Source organism: Frankia nepalensis (assembly GCF_016786325.1).
GTDB classification, from domain to species: domain Bacteria; phylum Actinomycetota; class Actinomycetes; order Frankiales; family Frankiaceae; genus Pseudofrankia; species Pseudofrankia nepalensis.
Window position 1 is genome coordinate 1 of record NZ_JADWYU010000370.1, and the last position, 16348, is coordinate 16348.

General features: G+C 75.5%; 12 protein-coding genes. 9 read left to right on the plus strand and 3 right to left on the minus strand.

Translation table 11 applies throughout. The features are described from left to right. Window positions 1-117: 117 nt before the first annotated feature. Window positions 118-1389 carry a ribosome small subunit-dependent GTPase A gene (gene rsgA, locus I6A81_RS41250; protein ID WP_238429200.1) on the minus strand — a complete coding sequence of 424 codons (1272 nt, stop codon included), beginning with the start codon at window positions 1387-1389 and terminating at the stop codon, window positions 118-120. A 267-nt stretch (window positions 1390-1656) separates the two neighbouring features. Beyond that, the gene (locus tag I6A81_RS41255) at window positions 1657-2406 is read right to left on the minus strand and encodes a dienelactone hydrolase family protein (protein WP_203003373.1); all 750 of its coding nucleotides are present in this window, start codon (window positions 2404-2406) and stop codon (window positions 1657-1659) included. 261 nt (window positions 2407-2667) lie between these two features. On the opposite strand from I6A81_RS41255, the gene I6A81_RS41260 reads away from it, so the two are divergent. The 3 genes from I6A81_RS41260 to I6A81_RS41270 all read left to right on the plus strand — a co-directional run bounded on the left by I6A81_RS41260 (window position 2668) and on the right by I6A81_RS41270 (window position 7193). Beyond that, complete coding sequence (locus I6A81_RS41260; protein ID WP_203003374.1) at window positions 2668-4050, plus strand: hypothetical protein; 1383 nt, start codon at window positions 2668-2670, stop codon at window positions 4048-4050. Window positions 4051-4269: 219 nt separating this feature from the next. Continuing rightward, on the plus strand, window positions 4270-5628 hold the full coding sequence (gene pafA, locus I6A81_RS41265; RefSeq protein WP_203003375.1) for a Pup--protein ligase: 1359 nt from the start codon (window positions 4270-4272) through the stop codon (window positions 5626-5628). 815 nt (window positions 5629-6443) lie between these two features. Continuing rightward, on the plus strand, window positions 6444-7193 hold the full coding sequence (locus I6A81_RS41270) for an FKBP-type peptidyl-prolyl cis-trans isomerase (protein WP_307875245.1): 750 nt from the start codon (window positions 6444-6446) through the stop codon (window positions 7191-7193). Window positions 7194-7319: 126 nt separating this feature from the next. Here the strand turns inward: I6A81_RS41270 and I6A81_RS41275 are convergent, their stop codons facing one another. Beyond that, window positions 7320-7883, minus strand: a complete 564-nt coding sequence (locus tag I6A81_RS41275; RefSeq protein ID WP_203003376.1) for a hypothetical protein — start codon at window positions 7881-7883, stop codon at window positions 7320-7322. A gap of 82 nt (window positions 7884-7965) precedes the next feature. On the opposite strand from I6A81_RS41275, the gene I6A81_RS41280 reads away from it, so the two are divergent. From I6A81_RS41280 to I6A81_RS41305, 6 genes are all read left to right on the plus strand, one after another. Continuing rightward, on the plus strand, window positions 7966-8448 hold the full coding sequence (locus I6A81_RS41280) for a MarR family winged helix-turn-helix transcriptional regulator (protein ID WP_203003377.1): 483 nt from the start codon (window positions 7966-7968) through the stop codon (window positions 8446-8448). A gap of 161 nt (window positions 8449-8609) precedes the next feature. Beyond that, window positions 8610-10844 (plus strand): helix-turn-helix transcriptional regulator, encoded by a 2235-nt coding sequence (locus I6A81_RS45985; protein WP_307875246.1) that lies wholly within the window; start codon window positions 8610-8612, stop codon window positions 10842-10844. 10 nt (window positions 10845-10854) lie between these two features. After that, complete coding sequence (locus I6A81_RS41290; RefSeq protein ID WP_203003378.1) at window positions 10855-11073, plus strand: hypothetical protein; 219 nt, start codon at window positions 10855-10857, stop codon at window positions 11071-11073. A 291-nt stretch (window positions 11074-11364) separates the two neighbouring features. Continuing rightward, window positions 11365-11643 (plus strand): Sec-independent protein translocase subunit TatA, encoded by a 279-nt coding sequence (gene tatA / locus I6A81_RS41295; protein WP_203003379.1) that lies wholly within the window; start codon window positions 11365-11367, stop codon window positions 11641-11643. 283 nt (window positions 11644-11926) lie between these two features. After that, window positions 11927-12955 carry a twin-arginine translocase subunit TatC gene (gene tatC / locus I6A81_RS41300; RefSeq protein ID WP_203003380.1) on the plus strand — a complete coding sequence of 343 codons (1029 nt, stop codon included), beginning with the start codon at window positions 11927-11929 and terminating at the stop codon, window positions 12953-12955. Window positions 12956-13347: 392 nt separating this feature from the next. Further along, window positions 13348-16308 carry a DEAD/DEAH box helicase gene (locus I6A81_RS41305; protein WP_407661478.1) on the plus strand — a complete coding sequence of 987 codons (2961 nt, stop codon included), beginning with the start codon at window positions 13348-13350 and terminating at the stop codon, window positions 16306-16308. The last annotated feature ends 40 nt before the right edge of the window (window positions 16309-16348 follow it).

Consider the following 16348-nt stretch of genomic DNA (forward strand, 5'->3'; position numbering starts at 1 on the left):
GGCGCGGGAACTCTCCCCGTGGATCCCGTGGACCCGTGGATCCCTTGGAATCCGCGGAACCGGTGCCGGGCCGGCGGCGCCCTGGCGTCCCGGATCCGGCGGGTCGAGTGCCCGGGGTCAGCGCCGGCCGCCGCCGCGGCCCTCGTAGAGCCGGCGCTGTGCGCGGCTGATCTCCTTCCAGCGTCGTTCCCGTTCGGCGCGCAGCCGGGCGTCGGAGCGGGCGGCCATCCATTCCTGCTCGCGCAGCAGCTTGTGGTAGCTGTCGAGGCGGCGGGCCGGGAGGTGGCCCGCGTCGACCGCGGCGAGGACGGCGCAGCCGGGCTCGGAGACGTGCCCGCAGTCGGCGAACCGGCAGTCGTCCGCCAGGGCGTCGATCTCGGCGAACACGTGGCCGAGGCCGTCCTCGGCGTCCCAGAGGCCGACGGCGCGCAGCCCCGGGGTGTCGATGAGCACGCCGCCGGTCGGCAGCGCGACGAGTTCCCGGCTGACGGTGGTGTGCCGGCCCTTGCCGTCGGTGTGGCGGACGGCGCCGACGGCGAGCAGGTCGGCGCCGAGCAGCGCGTTGGCGAGGGTGGACTTGCCGGCGCCGGACGCTCCGACGAGCACGGCCGTCGCGCCGGCGAGCGTGCCGGCGAGGGCGTCGAGGCCGGCTCCGGTGACGGCGCTGGTGACGAGCACGTCGACGCCTGGCGCGACCGCGGCGATCTCGTCGTGTCGTGTCGCGGTGCGGGGCGATGGCGCGCCGGCGGGGTCGTGGCCCGGCGCGTCGGCCTTGGTCAGGACGATGAGGGGAGTCCCGCCGCTTTCCCAGCCGAGCGCGAGCAGCCGTTCGACGCGGCCGAGGTCCGGTGGGACGTCCGCCGCGACGACGATCGCGACGAGGTCGACGTTGGCGGCGAGCACCTGTGGGTCGGAGCGGCCGGAGGCGGCGGCGCGGACGAGCGCGCTTCGGCGGGGCAGCACATGGGCGATGGTTGCCGCGGTACCGCCGGCGGCGGGCCGTAGCGCCACCCAGTCGCCGGTGGACGGCGGGCTGCCGGCGAGGTTGGGCGGGACGACGGCGCGGATCTGTTCGTCGCCGCCAAAGCCATAGCCGCCGTTGTCGTCGCCAGGGACGGTGGGGGAGTGCCGCCCGCCGAGGACGACGTCGCAGCCGCCGCGGTGCGCCCGCGCGACGCGGGCCGGGACGAGCCCGGCGGCCCGGTGCGCGGTGAACGCCGTTTCGGCCTCGTCGGTCCAGCCGTAGCGGCAGGCGCCGCGCTGGCCCGCTCGCGGCGGCCCTGCCGGCGCGGCGGGGGCGGGCGGCGTGATGTCCGAGATCGGCGTGGTGTCGGAAAGCAGGGTGAGGTCAGTGGTCCGCGGGCGCGCGGACCGACGGTGAGAAGACAACGCAGTACCCCTGTGGGCGGGGGTGCCGCCGGTCGTCTTGCGGCCGGATCCCGGTGGGACCCAGGAGACGAGCGCCTCAGCGGCTACCCGAGGAACGGATGGTCGGTGTCCTGTCGCGCGTGGCGACGACCGGCACGGCGGCCATGGCGTTCACTCCTCCGGGGTGGGACCGGCCGGGCGGGCTCGCGGTCCGCTCCGGCTCGGCGCTGACCATAGCACCGCTGGCCGATCCCTCTCACCGGGTTTTCCGCCCTGGGCGGGGCGGGCTCAGGCCAGGTGGCTGTCGTGGCCCAGGTGGCTGTCGAGGAAGGCCAGCGCGCGGGCCCAGGCGTCGGCGGCCGCGTCGGGGCGGTACACGGCGGCGCGGTCGTCGCTGTGGAAGGCGTGGCCGGCGCCGGGGTAGCTGACGAGCTCGGTGGGGACGGCGGCGCGCGCGGCGGCGGCGCGCAGGGCCTTGATCTCGTCGAGGCTGATCAGCGGGTCTTCTTCGCCGTAGAGCCCGAGCCAGGGGCCCTTCAGCGAGGGGGCGAGCTCGGCCAGCGGCGGGACGCCGTCCCAGTAGGGGGTGGTGACGGCGCCGCCGTAGAACGAGATCGCGGCGGCGAGTGGGCGGCGGGTCGCGGTGGCGAGCGCGACGGTGCCGCCCATGCAGAAGCCGACGATCGCGCGGCGGTCGTCGCCGGCGCCCGCGGCGGCCAGGTGGCCAAGCGCCGCGTCGACGTCGGCCGCGAGGCCGGCGCCGGTGAAGACGAGCATGTCCTGGGCGGCGCTCGGCCAGCCGCCGGCCGCCGGGGTCTCGGTGATGCCCTGCCGGTGGTAGAGGTGCGGCGCGGCGGCGAGCCAGCCGGCCTCGGCGAGCCTGGCGCAGACGGAGCGCAGGTACGGGGTGATGCCGCGGGCGTCGTGGACGACGACGACGCCGCCGCGCGGCGCCCGGCCGCCGCCGGGGGCGCAGACCGTCAGCGGCGTGCCGTCCGGCGCGGCGAGGTCGACGGGGGTGCTGGGGGCGTCGGTCATGGGTCCATCCTCCCGGCTGGGCGCGCGCCGCGTCGGCGGGGCCGCCGTCCGGCCGGGGCGGCGGCGGGTTCGCCGGGTGGGCCGCGCGGGCGCGGGTTGTCCGGCTGTCGGCGGTCTGCCCTGGCCTGGGTCGCGGGTTCGTGGCGACACGCGGCCCGGCGCGTGCGCCCGCCCGCCTGCTGCCACAGGATCGGCGCGGATGGTCGCGCAGGGTGAGGGTGGTGGCGTCTGCCGGGGGCACGCCACGGGTGGGAGGGCCTGGTGCTGAAGCAGGGGCGACGCGTCGCGGGCGGCGGGGACGACCGGGAGCCGGCGGCCGAGCCGGGCGGTGGGCCGAGACATCGCGCCTCCGGCCGGGGCACCGGACCGCGCGGTACCGGGCCGCGGAGTACCGGCCCGCGGGGCACCGGGACCGGCGGTGGGCGGGCCGGCAGGCTGGCGGGGCAGGCAGGGGCGGACGTGCTGTCGGGGCCGGGCGGCGGCCGGCCGGCGGGGGAGGTCCGGCGGCTGTTGGCGGTGGCCGTCGGGATGGCGCTGCTGGTCGGGATGCTCACCAGCCTGTACGGGTGGACGGTGACGGGCCTGAGCCCGCACGGCCTGCCGGTGCTGGCTGCGGGCCCCGCCGAGCCGGCCCGGGCGCTGGCCGCGCAGCTGTCGGACGCCGAGCCGGGGGCGCTGCGGGTGACGGTGGTCGCCGATGGGGAGGCCGCCGACCGGGCGCTGCGGGCCCGTGAGGCGTATGCCGCGTTCGTGCTCGGCCCAGGCGGGCTGTCGCTGCACGTCGCCTCGGCGGCGAGCCCGGCGGTGTCCGAGGCGATGCGGCACGCGATGGCGCAGGTGGCGCCGAACGCGGACATCCCGGTGGTGGATGTGGTGCCGAACGCGCCGGCCGACCATGTCGGCGGCGGGCTGTCCGCGGGTTACCTGCCGATGGTGCTGGTGATCGCGGCGGGCGGGGTGCTGCTCGCGCGGGCGACGCCGCGCCGCTCGGCCCGGCTGGCGGGGCTGGTGGGGCTTTCGGCCGCGGCGGGGACGTCGGGCGCGGCGGCGCTGCGCTATGGGCTGGACGTGCTGCCGGGCTCCTACTGGGCGGTCGCCGGGGTGCTGACCCTGCTGGGGCTTTCGGTCGCCGGCACCGTGCTGGGGCTGGGCGCCCGGGCGGGGACGGCGGGGCTCGCCGGCGGGTTCGTGTTCTTCGTGGTGGTGGCGGCGCTGTCGGCCTGGTCGAGCGCCCCGGAGCTGATGGCACCCCCGTGGGGGACGCTCGGGCAGCTGGCCCCGCCGGGCGCGGGAGTGACGCTGCTGCGGTCGGCGGCCTACTTCCACGGCGCGGGCGGCGGCGACGCGGCGGCGGTGCTGACCGTGTGGGCGGCGCTGGGGCTGGCGCTGGTGATGGTTGGCGACACCCGGGGCTGGCTGGGTGGCGGCACCCGGGGCGGTGGGGCGGATGGCGGCGCGGCTGCTGACCAGGAGCCGGCCGGTTTCCCGGGTATCCCGCTTCCGGCGGCGACTCCGGTCCCGGAGATGCCGGGGGCGCCGGGAAGCGCGGGAACCGGGGGAGCGGGTCGGCTGCCGGAGCCGGCCCGGCCTGGCGGTGGACCCGCCCGGGCCGCGTCCCCGACGGGTGGCCCGCCGGCTGGCTGAGTCCGCCGCCCCGGCCGGGGGGTCGCCCGCGGCGTGCCGGCCGGGTGCTGGGCGGCCGTGGACGGCGGTGGGCCGCGCGGCTGCCCGTTGTCGCCGCCGGTAACCGGGACGTCCGGATTTCTGCCGCTAAGTGACCGGGGTCGGGTGGAGGTGACGAATTCCCGGGGATGGAGCGTGCGTCCGGCCGCGCGACAGCGGCGACGAGCATAGGGTCGTCCTGTGGATCGCCGCATCTTCGGGCTGGAGAACGAGTACGGCGTCACCTGCGTGTTCCGCGGTCAGCGGCGGCTGAGCCCGGACGAGGTGGCGCGGTACCTGTTCCGCCGGGTCGTGTCCTGGGGCCGCAGCAGCAACGTGTTCCTGAAGAACGGGGCCCGTCTGTACCTGGATGTGGGCAGTCATCCCGAGTACGCCACGCCGGAATGCGACTCGGTTCCCGACCTGGTCACCCATGACAAGGCCGGGGAACGCATCCTGGAGGGCCTGCTGGTGGAGGCCGAGCGGCGGCTGCGCGAGGAGGGCATCGCCGGCGACATCCACCTGTTCAAGAACAACACCGACTCGGCGGGCAACAGCTACGGCTGCCACGAGAACTATCTGGTGGGCCGGCACGGCGAGTTCTCCCGGCTGGCGGACGTGCTGGTGCCGTTCCTGGTGAGCCGGCAGATCCTGTGCGGGGCGGGGAAGGTGCTGCAGACGCCGCGCGGCGCGGTGTACTGCATCTCGCAGCGGGCGGAGCACATCTGGGAGTCGGTGTCGAGCGCGACGACCCGGTCGCGGCCGATCATCAACACCCGTGACGAGCCGCACGCGGACGCCGAGCGGTTCCGCCGGCTGCACGTCATCGTCGGCGACTCGAACATGTCCGAGACGACGATGCTCCTCAAGGTCGGCGCGACGGACCTGGTGCTGCGCATGGTCGAGGCGGGCGTCGTGCTGCGCGACATGACGCTGGAGAACCCGATCCGGGCGATCCGCGAGGTCAGCCACGACATGACCTGCCAGCGCAAGATCCGGCTGGCGAACGGCCGCGAGGTCAGCGCGCTCGACATCCAGCGGGAGTACTACGCGAAGGCGGTCGAGTTCGTCGAGCGCCGCGGCGGAGACGCCGTCGCGAAGCGGGTGCTGGACCTGTGGGGCCGGACGCTGCTGGCGATCGAGACCGACGACCTGGAACTGGTCGCCCGGGAGATCGACTGGGTGACGAAGTACGTGCTCATCGAACGTTTCCGGGCACGGCACGACGTGTCGTTGGCGAGCCCGCGGGTCGCCGAGCTGGACCTGAAGTACCACGACATCCATCGCGACCGCGGCCTGTACTACCGGATGGAACGTGCCGGGCTGGTCGAGCGGGTCACCCGCGACCTCGACGTCTTCGAGGCGAAGTCGAAGCCGCCGCAGACGACCAGGGCGCGGCTGCGCGGCGAGTTCATCAAGCGGGCGCAGGAGAAGCGCCGCGACTTCACCGTCGACTGGGTGCATCTGAAGCTCAACGACCAGGCGCAGCGGACGGTGCTGTGCAAGGACCCGTTCCGCGCCGTCGACGACCGGGTCGACAAGCTCATCGCCAGCATGTGATCGTGGATGATCTTAGACGCGGAGCGCCTAAGATCATCCACGATCTGTCCCGGCTGGTGCCGTGGCGGGCCACGGAAATCCGTGGTCGGTCGTGGACCGAGGTCGGTTTGTGGGCTGGGTTTGGTTGTCGGGTGGCGGAGCGCCTAAGATCATCCACGATCTGTCCCGGCTGGTGCCGTGGCGGGCCACGGAAATCCGTGGTCGGTCGTCGATGGCGGTCGGTTTGGGGGCTGGGTTTCGCTGTCTGGCGCCGGTGCGTGAGTCCGGTTTCGTCGTCTGGTGACGTTCCGTGGGTTTGTGTTCGCTGTTGGTTGCGGTTTGCGGGCCGGATTGCGTTACGTGATGGGCGGCGGCGCGTGGATGCGATGAGCATTTTGGTGACGGTTCGTGGACGTAAGTTCGCTGTTGGTCGCGGTTGGTAGGGCAGGCTGCGTTGCCTGATGGGTGGCGGTGCGTGGGTGTGGTGGACATTTGGTGACGGTTTGTGGATAGGTGTTCGCCGTTGGTTGCGGTTTGCGGGTCGGGTTTCGTTGGCCGGTGGGTGATGGTGAGTGGGTGCGGTTGCGCTGTCTGCTGACGGTTTACGGGCGCGAATTCGCTGTTGGTGGCGTGCGTGGGCCGGTTTCGCCGGTTGGTGGCGGTATTTGCTCTGGTCGGCCGTGGTCTTCCTGGTCCGGTTGCGGGGTCGGCGGGTGGGCGTTGTCGGTGTGTGGGCCGGCGGTAGCGGCGGGTGGAGAGGTCGCGCGGGGGATGGGGGCGGTCTGGAAGGATGCGCGAAATCCCTGCTCGTCACCCCGCGAAGGACGCCGCCAGCCGTGACCACGAGCTTTTCTCCCGCGCCTTTCACCCCGTCCTCGCCGGCCGGCGCCGGCGTCGCGCCTGGCGGGCGTGGGCGGCGCGCCGCCGTCTCCGCCGTGGCGGCCGGGGTCCTGCTCGCGGCGGCCGTGGCGGGTTGCTCGTCGAGCACCGCCCCGGACGGCACGGCCGCGGCCCCGGTGCCGACGGCGACGGTGGTCGTCGAGCCCGCGACCGTCCTGCCGGAGGTGGGCAACCCGACCAACCTGACCGTCAAGCCGGCGATCGCCGCGGGTGTGGGGGTGCCGCCGGCCGAGCTGACGGTCAAGGACCTGGTGGTCGGCCAGGGCGCCCTGGCCAGCGCCTCGAGCACGGTCGTGGTCAACTACGTCGGGGCGCTGTGGAACACCGGCGCCCAGTTCGACGCCTCCTGGGACAGCGGGGTGCCGGCGGAGTTCCCGCTGACCCAGGTGATCACCGGGTTCGGCCTGGGGATCGGCGGCAGCGCCGAGGACGCGATCGAGGGGATGCGGGTCGGCGGCCGGCGGCTGATCGTGATCCCGCCGGCGCTGGGCTACGGGCCGGTCGGCGGCCGTGGTGACATCAAGGTCGACGACACGATCGTGTTCGTCGTCGACCTGCTGGATGTCGACGGCTCGGTGTCTGGCGGCGCGGCGAGCCCCGAGGCCACCAGCCCCGTGACCTCCAGCCCCGTGACCTCCAGCCCCGGGGCCACCAGCCCCGCGACCGACCCGACCGCCACCCGCTGACCGTCCTCCCGGCGGGCCGGCGCGGTCTCGTGCGCGGCCCGCCCCGTCCCGGGTGGGCGGACGCGGCGACGGTCGTGGGCCGCCCGCGCCGGCGGCGGGCCGGACCGCCGTGACGGCGCGGGCGGGCTAGCCGGCTGGTCGGCGCGGGGCCGAGGTCGGCTCCGGGGCGGCGAGGGTGGCGCCGGCGTCCAGCGCCACCCGAACGATCATGGTGAGCCAGGTCATCACGAACGGGATGATGGTCACGTTCTTGACCGCCAGCTCCCAGGACCGGGCCCGCGCGCGGTTCTCCTCGGCCAGGCCGGCGATGGCGGCGTCGGGTATCCCCTTGAACACCACCGTCAGGGCGACCAGGATCACGCCGCTCGCCACCAGCATCGGCCAGCGGGCCTCGGCGAACCGCGACAGCCGTGCCCCCGCCTGAGACCAGGGCACCGGCGTGTAGCCCAGGAGCGTGTGGGCGAGCCAGCCGAGGAACGCCAGCCGGACGGCCGCGGTGAAGATCTCGCCGCCGGCGCCGGCGGCGAACGCGAACCGCTCGTCCTCGCTGACGGCGAGGAAACGCTGCGCCGACGCGAGCGCTCCGAAGGCGGCGATCACCAGGTAGCGCCGGCCGAAGAAGCCCAAGGCCCGGCAGAGGACGTCACCCGCCTCGACGAACCCCACGCGCATCCCGACCACATCCTTCACGACAGGTCCCTCACGGTCAGATCCTTCAGATTGCTGAATAGTTCAGCCAGCTAAAATGTATCTTGGGGTGGAGGATGAGGCCATGTCAACGGACGCGGGTCCCGGCGCCGGGGCGCGCCTGGGCGCCGAGCTCAGCGACGCCGTGGTCCTTTTCCACGACGCGATCGGCTCGCTCATGGGGCTCAGCGCCACCGATCACAAGGCGCTCGGGATCCTGCGCCGCGAGGGCCCCATGTCCGCGACCCGGCTGGCGGCGCGCACCGGCCTGACGCCTGGCGCGGTCACGGGCCTCGTGGACCGGCTGGAGGCGGCCGGGCTGGCGCGCCGGGAGCGTGACGGCGACGACCGCCGGCGGCTGACGATCGTGGCGACCGATCCGGCGTCGCCCGACGTGGCCGCGGCCTTCGCCCGGCTCCAGCGGGCGATGGCCGGCGTCACGGCCCAGTTCAGCGCGGGGGAACTCGCGGTGGTGGCCCGGTGGGTCGAGGCCACGACGACCGTGCTGCGCGAGCAGGTTCACGAGATCGCCCACCGGCGCGCCCCCGAGGCGCGGACGGGGGCGTGACCCGCGGCCAGGGACCGCCGCCGGCCCGCCGCGGCGTATCGTCGGGCGGCGGCCCGGGGCCCCGTTTCACCGGCCGCCAGGTCTCCCCAGCCGCCCTGGCTGTTGCCTCTGCCGGGGGTGGCGGGTTCCGGTCGCCCGTTCGGCGATTAACCTCACGGGGTGTGTCCCGTCGACGGCTGGAGCGGCTGCTCAACCTGACGATGTGCCTGATGGCGACGTCGAGGTTCCTCACCGTGTCCGAGATCGGCGACATGGTCGAGGGCTACGAGCCGGGGCATGGCGGCGACGAGCACGAGGCGTTCCGCCGGATGTTCGAGCGGGACAAGCAGTACCTGCGTGACCTGGGCATTCCGCTGGAGACCGGGGCGGACTCGTTCGGCGACGAGGTCGGCTACCGGATCCGGCGGGACGACTACGCGCTGCCGGAGATCCTGCTCTCCCCCGACGAGGCGGCGGCCTTGGCGCTCGCCGCGCGGCTGTGGTCGACGGCGTCGCTGGCGGCCCCGGCGGCCAGCGCCCTGCGCAAGCTCGCCGCCGGCGGCGCCACCACCAGCCCGCCGCCCGGCGCCCCCGGCCGCGCGGCGGCCAGCGCGGTCGCTCCGGGGCCGGCGGAGCTGTTCGGCCTGGACGGCCTCGAGCCGCGGGTCGACGCCGCCGAGCCGGCGTTCGAGCCGTGCCTCGCCGCCGTCCAGGCCCGCCAGGCCGTGCGTTTCCCCTACCGCAAGCCCGGCGAGGCGGAGCCCACGGATCGGCTCGTCGAGCCGTGGGGGGTGCTGTCCTGGCGGGGCCGCTGGTACCTGGCCGGGCATGACCGCCGGCGCGACGCGCCGCGGGTGTTCCGGTTGTCCCGGGTCGCGGGCCCCGTGCGCCCGGTCGGCCCGTCCGGCGCGGTGCGGGTGCCCGACGGGATCGACGTGCGGGCGATGGTGACGAGGGCGTCGTCGGCCAGCCCGGACCGGCTGCGCGCGGCGACGCTGGCGGTCCGCCTCGGCGCGGGCCACGCGCTGCGCCGCCGCGCCCGCCCCGTGCCCGCCGCCGAGGGCGGCACCCACGCGGACCGCCTCGGCGTCGGCGCGGACATGGACCTGCTGCGGATCTCGTTCGCCGACGTCGAGCGGATGGCCCGCTGGGCCGCCGGCTACGGCGCCGACGTCGTCGTTCTCGATCCGCCGGACCTGCGCGCCGAGGTCGTGCGCCGGCTCACCGCCGCCGCCGACGCCGCGGCGTCCGCGGCGGGCCGGCCCCGCCCGCCCGCCGCCGTGGCCCCGGCCGACGCGGAACAGGCCGACGCGGAACAGGCCGACGCGGAACAGGCCGACGCCACGGGGCCCGGCCAGCGGCGGGTCGACGGCCCGGCGGCCCGGCCGCGCGCCGAGCGGCGGGCCCGGCAGGAGGCGCCGTCGGACGACCGGCTGTCCCGGCTGCTCGCCTTGGTGCCCTGGCTGCGGGCCCGGCCCGGGGTGTCCGTCGACGAGGCCGCCGCCGCCTTCGGGATCACCCCGCGCCAGCTGCGCGACGACCTGGACCTGCTGTTCCTGTGCGGGCTGCCCGGCGGCGCGCCCGGCGACCTGATCGACATCTCCTACGAGGGCGGGCAGATCACCGTCGTCGACCCGCAGACGCTCGACCGGCCGCTGCGGCTGACCGTGGACGAGGCGACCGCGCTGGTCGTCGCCGCCCGCGCGCTCGCGGACCTGCCGGGGCTGGCCGGCCGGGCCGCGGTGGCGCGCGCCGTCGAACGGGTCGAGCGGGCGATCGGCAGCCGCCCGGCCGAGCAGGTCCGGGTCAAGCTCGACGCGCCGAACGAGGTGCTGGCCGTGCTCCAGCGGGCGCTGCGGGAGCGGCGGCGGGTGCACCTGCGCTACCTGGTCTGGTCGCGTGACGAGGTCACCGAGCGCGACGTCGACCCGATGCGGCTGCTGGCCACGGACGGCCACTGGTACCTGGAGGGGTGGTGCCACCAGGCCGAGGCGGTCCGGATGTTCCGCCTCGACGGGATCCTCGGCGGCGCCGCCGGGGTGCGCCTGCTCGAGGCGCCCGCCGCCCCGCCGCCGACCGCGCGCGCCCGCGACACCAGCGCCGGGATCTTCACCCCCGGCCCCGGTGACCTGCTCGCCGTCGTGGACCTGGCCGCCAGGGCCCGCTGGCCGGCCGACCACTACCCGGTCGAGTCGACCACCGAACTGCCCGACGGCGGGCTGCGGATGACGCTGTACGCGACCGGCACGGCGTGGCTGCGCCGGCTGCTGCTCGGCCTCGGTGGCGACGCGCGGGTCGTCGGCCCGCCGGCGCTGGCCACGGAGATCCACGACGCGGCCCGCAAGGCGCTGACCGCCTACGACGACGCCCCGGCCGGCTGGGCGCCGACGGGCCGGCCGGCGCCGGCCGGCGGGTAGGGTGATCGGCATGCGGTGGGTTCTGGTCGACGTCGCCCTGATCGTCGGGTCACTGCTGGTGATGGTGCTGTGCGCGCTGGCGTTGTGGCGCAAGGTGCGCACGGTGCGCGCGACCGCCGACGAGCTCAAGGAGCGGGTGTCCGGCCTGTCGGCGGAGACCACGGCGCTGTCGGCCCGGATCGACACCGCCGAGGTGATGGGCCGCCTCGCCGACCGCTCCGCGGGCTGATCCCGCCCGCGCGGCGGCGGGGAACGAGGCGGCCGGCGCCGCGCCGGGCGAAGTGGCCCCGGGCAACCGCCGGCGGGGCGTGGCCTCCGGCGCGCCGGGCCGGTCTGACCTGGCGGGATGGTGGTCGCGCCGGGCCCAGTTGTGTTAGGAGATGCAGGTAGACACAGGTGCAGTGTGATTCCGTCACCTGTGGGATACCTGGGCGACGTCTGTTCCGACCTATGCTCACGACGTAGCATCAGGCTCGCACCGGTCGCCGCACCGGTCATCGGACACCGGAGGACGTCTGCCATGCCGAATCTGGGTACGACCGAGATCATCATCATCGCGATCGTCGTGCTGGTGCTGTTCGGGGCGAAGAAGCTGCCCGAGGCCTCGCGGTCGCTGGGCCGCTCGCTGCGGATCTTCAAGGCGGAGACGAAGGGCCTGCGCGAGGACGACGTGACGCCGGCTCCGCAGCCGTCGCCGACGCCGGTCGCGACGCCGGTCGCGGAGCTCAGCCCGCCCGCGCCGGTGGTCACCCCGTCCGCCAACGGCGCCGCTCCGGTGGAAGCCCCGAAGCAGAGCTGACCAGGCGGCTGGGCGGGCCTGGCCTGCCCGCCGTCGGACCGACACGCCGGTAGCGGCGCGACGGCCCATCCTCGCGCGACAGGGTCACGGCCGTGTCCGCCCGGTGGACGAGGCCCATGGCGCCGGTGGCGCGGCCCGGGCCGGCAGGGACCCTAGGGGCGGCGCGCCCCGAGGCGTTCCGCCATCCCCATGTGTAACCCAGCAGCCAGGACCGACCCTGGCCTCGGGCGCGGCGGCGCCGCCCCGGGAGGGTCGGTCCGACACCGACCAGGAGCGGCCGCCCGTGCCAGGCATCCCCACGCCTCGGAAGGTCGCGGCGTCCGTCAACAACCGGCGCACCCGCACGGTGGAAGACAGCCGGATGCCGCTCACCGAGCACCTGCGCGAGCTGCGTAACCGGCTCGCCAAGGCCCTGCTCGCGTTCGTCGCGGCGTTCGTCGTCTGCTTCATCTTCCGGGAGACGATCCTGGGCTGGCTGACCGCGCCGTACTGCAAGCTTCCGGCCGACATCCGGGTCAAGTTCGACGAGGGCCAGGGCTGCCGGCTCTATGTCTTCGGCGTCATCGACGCCTTCATGATCAACCTGAAGGTCTCGGCGATCGCGGCCGCCGTGGTCTCCGCCCCCGTATGGCTCTACCAGCTCTGGTCGTTCATCACGCCCGGCCTGCACCGGCACGAGCGTCGCTGGTCACTGACGTTCGTGGTGTGCTCGCTGGCGCTGTTCGTGATCGGCGGCTTCTTCGCCTACATCACGCTGGAGACCGGCCTGCGCCTGCTGCTCGGCTTCGCGGGCGACGAACTGATCAGCGCCCTCGACGCGAACAAGTACCTCAGCTACGCACTGGCGATGTTGGTGATCTTCGGCCTGTCGTTCGAGGTGCCGCTGCTGGTCTGCATGCTCAACCTGGCCGGGGTGGTCACGACGAAGCGGCTGCGGTCGTGGCGGCGGGCCGAGATCTTCCTGACGTTCGTGTTCGCCGCGATCGTGACGCCCAGCCAGGACCCGTTCACGATGCTCGCGCTCGGCCTGCCGATGGTGCTCCTCTACGAGGTGGCACTGCTCGTCGGCTGGTTCAACGACCGGCGCAAGCGGCTGCGCGGCGACGACTCCGTCTACTCCGACCTCGACGACGACGACGCCTCGCCGCTCGACTTCGACGACTCCGGCGAGAGCCAGCGCCGGGCCGCCCTGGAGGTGCGCGCCCGGCAGGACGGCCGGGCCGGCCGAAAGGCCCGCAAGCAGCTCGCCGCGCTGGCCCAGGCCGAGCCCGCCCGCGCCACCGCCGACAGCGGCCCCGGCGACGTCACCTGAGCGTTCCCGGCGACGGCACCTGGGCGATCGTCTGAGTGCCGGGGCGCCGGGGCGCGCGGCGGCCGGGCGGGCGCGCCGGGCCGGTCCCGTAATCTGAAGACGTGACCTCCCTGCCGCCCGAGCCGGGTGAGGAAGTCGGCGCCGTGCCGGGACCGGACGGTGGCGGGGACGAGTTCGTCGACCGCCCCGCGCATGCCGAGCGGCCGCCCAGCGCGCCCGCCACAGCCGCCCCCGGGTCCGGCGAGACGGGCGATGCCACGCCGGCCGACGAACTCGCCGACCCCGACCAGTTCTCCTACACCGAGGAGCTGGCCAGCCGCGAGGCGCGGCCCGCCGCCGCGGCCCCGGCCGACGAGCTGACGGCCGAGCTGGCCGCCGAGCTCGAGCTCGATCTGGAGCTCGAGGGCGAAGAGGGCCGGGCCAGGCCCACGGCCGCCGACCCGGCGGCGCTGGCGGACTTCGCGGCGCGCTACTCGTTCGGCCTCGACCCGTTCCAGATCGAGGCCTGCGAGGCGCTCGCCGCCGGCGAGGGGGTGCTGGTCGCGGCGCCCACCGGCGCCGGCAAGACGATCGTCGGCGAGTTCGCCGCGTTCCTCGCCCTGCGCGGCGGCCGGCGCTGCTTCTACACCACCCCGATCAAGGCGCTGTCGAACCAGAAGTACGCCGACCTGGTGGCCGCCCACGGCGCCGCCAACGTCGGCCTGCTCACCGGGGACACCTCCCGCAACGGCGACGCGCCGGTGGTCGTGATGACCACCGAGGTGCTGCGCAACATGCTCTACGCCACCCCGGAGCGCAGCCGCCGGCTCGACGACCTCGCCTACGTCGTCATGGACGAGGTGCACTACCTCGCCGACCGGCAGCGCGGCGCCGTCTGGGAGGAGGTGATCATCCATCTGCCGGCGCACGTCCAGGTGGTGTCGCTGTCGGCGACGGTGAGCAACGCCGAGGAGTTCGCCCAGTGGCTCGTCACGGTCCGCGGCCACACCAGGGTGATCCTCTCCGAGCACCGCCCGGTGCCGCTGTGGCAGCACGTGCTCGCCGACCGGACGCTCTACGACCTGTTCGTCGAGGACTCCGCCCCCGTCGGCGGCGCCGGCGTGCCGCGGGCGCTCGAGCCGGCCAGCCGGGCGCGCGGCGGCGGGCCCGGGCAGCGCGACCGCGCCCGCGGCGGCCGGGACGGCCGGGATGGCCGGGCGGAGCGGGGCCGGCCGGCGGGCCGGGACCAGCGCGACACCGACCAGGCCCGCCAGGGGCGCGAGCCGGGCGCGGGGGAGCGGCCGGCCGCCCCGGCGGGCGCCGACGGCCGGCCCGTGAACCCGGAGCTGCTGCGCCTGGCCCGGCTGGAGAGCACGGGGGCCGGCGACTGGTCCCGCCCCGGCCGGCCGGGGCGCTCCGGGCCGCCCCGGCGGCGGATGTGGGTGCCGAGCCGGCCGCAGGTCATCGAGCGGCTCGACCGGGACGGCCTGCTGCCCGCGATCACCTTCGTGTTCAGCCGGGCCGGCTGCGACGCGGCGGTCGCCGCCTGCGTCCTGGCCGGGCTGCGGCTGACGACCGCCGAGCAGACGGCCACGATCCGTGCCCACGCGCGGTCCCGCGTCGCCGGCATCCCCGACGGCGACCTGCGGGTGCTGGGCTACTGGGAGTGGCTCGACGGGCTGGAACGGGGGCTGGCCGCGCACCACGCCGGCATGCTGCCCGTGTTCAAGGAGGTCGTCGAGGAGCTGTTCGTGCGCGGCCTGGTCCGCGCCGTGTTCGCCACCGAGACACTGGCGCTGGGCATCAACATGCCGGCGCGCACCGTCGTCCTGGAACGGCTGACGAAGTTCAACGGCCAGACCAGGGCCGACATCACCCCGGGCGAGTACACCCAGCTCACCGGCCGGGCCGGGCGGCGCGGGATCGACGTCGAGGGCCACGCGGTCGTGCTGTGGCAGCCGGGCCTGGACCCGCTGGCGGTCGCCGGGCTCGCCTCGACCCGCACCTACCCGCTGCGCTCGTCGTTCCGCCCGTCCTACAACATGGCCGTCAACCTGGTCGGCCGGCTCGGCGCCGCCCGCGCCCGCACCGTGCTCGAGTCGTCGTTCGCCCAGTTCCAGGCCGACCGGGCCGTCGTGGGGCTGGCCCGCCAGGTGCGGCGCAACACCGCGGCGCTTGACGAGCTGACCGCCGAGGTCGAGTGCGACCGGGGCTCGGCGCTCGACTACGACCAGATCCGCCGCGAGATCCGGGACCGGGAACGGCGGCTGTCCAGGGAGGGCGCGGCGACGGCGCGGGCCGCGGCCGCCGAGTCGCTGGCGCGGCTGCGCACCGGCGACGTGGTCCGGGTGCCCGCCGGGCGGCGGATGGGCCTGGCGGTCGTGCTCGACGTGAAGGTCGACCCGCGCTCCCGGGACGAGCCGACCCCGGTGGTGCTCACCGCCGACCGGCAGGTCAGGCGGCTGTCGCTGGTCGACTTCCCGGTGGCCGTCGAACCGCTGGGCCGGGTGCGGGTGCCGCGCACGTTCAACCCGCGCGACGCCCGGTCGCGCCGCGACCTGGCGTCGTCGCTGCACGCCGCCGAGCTGCGCGCCGAGCCGGGCAAGCGGGAACGGGCCCGGGCGGCGGCCGCGGACGACGCGGAGCTCGCCCGGCTGCGCCGCGCGCTGCGCGCCCACCCGGTGCATGACTGCCCGCGCCGCGAGGAGCACCTGCGCAAGGCCGAGCGGGCGGCCCGGCTGCGCCGCGAGACCGAGGCGCTGGCCCGCAAGGTCGAGGGCCGGACGAACACGGTCGCCCGCACCTTCGACCGGGTCCGCGCGGCGCTGACGGAGCTCGACTACCTCGACGGCGACACGGTCACCGCGCGGGGCGCCCGGCTGGCCCGGATCTACACCGAGCAGGACCTGCTCGTCGCGTTCTGCCTCGACCAGGAGATCTGGGAGCCGCTGACCCCCGCGGGGCTCGCCGCGGCCGTCTCGACGCTGGTGTTCGAGCCGCGCGGCGACGACCTGTCGATGCCGGCCCTGCCCGGCGACCCGGCGCTGCGCGAGGCGCTCGCCGAGACCACCCGCCTCTACACCCGGCTGTCGGCGGTCGAGGACGCCCACGGCCTCGACTTCCTGCGCCCGCCGCAGCTCGGCTTCGTCACCGCCGCCCACGGCTGGGCGAACGGGCGGTCGCTGGAACGCATCCTCGGCGAGGACGCCCTGGAGCTGACCGCCGGCGACTTCGTCCGCTGGATGCGCCAGCTGCTCGACCTGCTCGACCAGATCGCCCAGGTCGCCCCCGCCGGCTCCCGCGTCCGCGCCACCGCCCGGGAGGCCATGGACGCCCTGCGCCGCGGCGTCGTCGCCTACTCGATGGACGTCTGACGGCGCCGGCCGACGGCACCGTCTGACGGCGCTGTCGGCC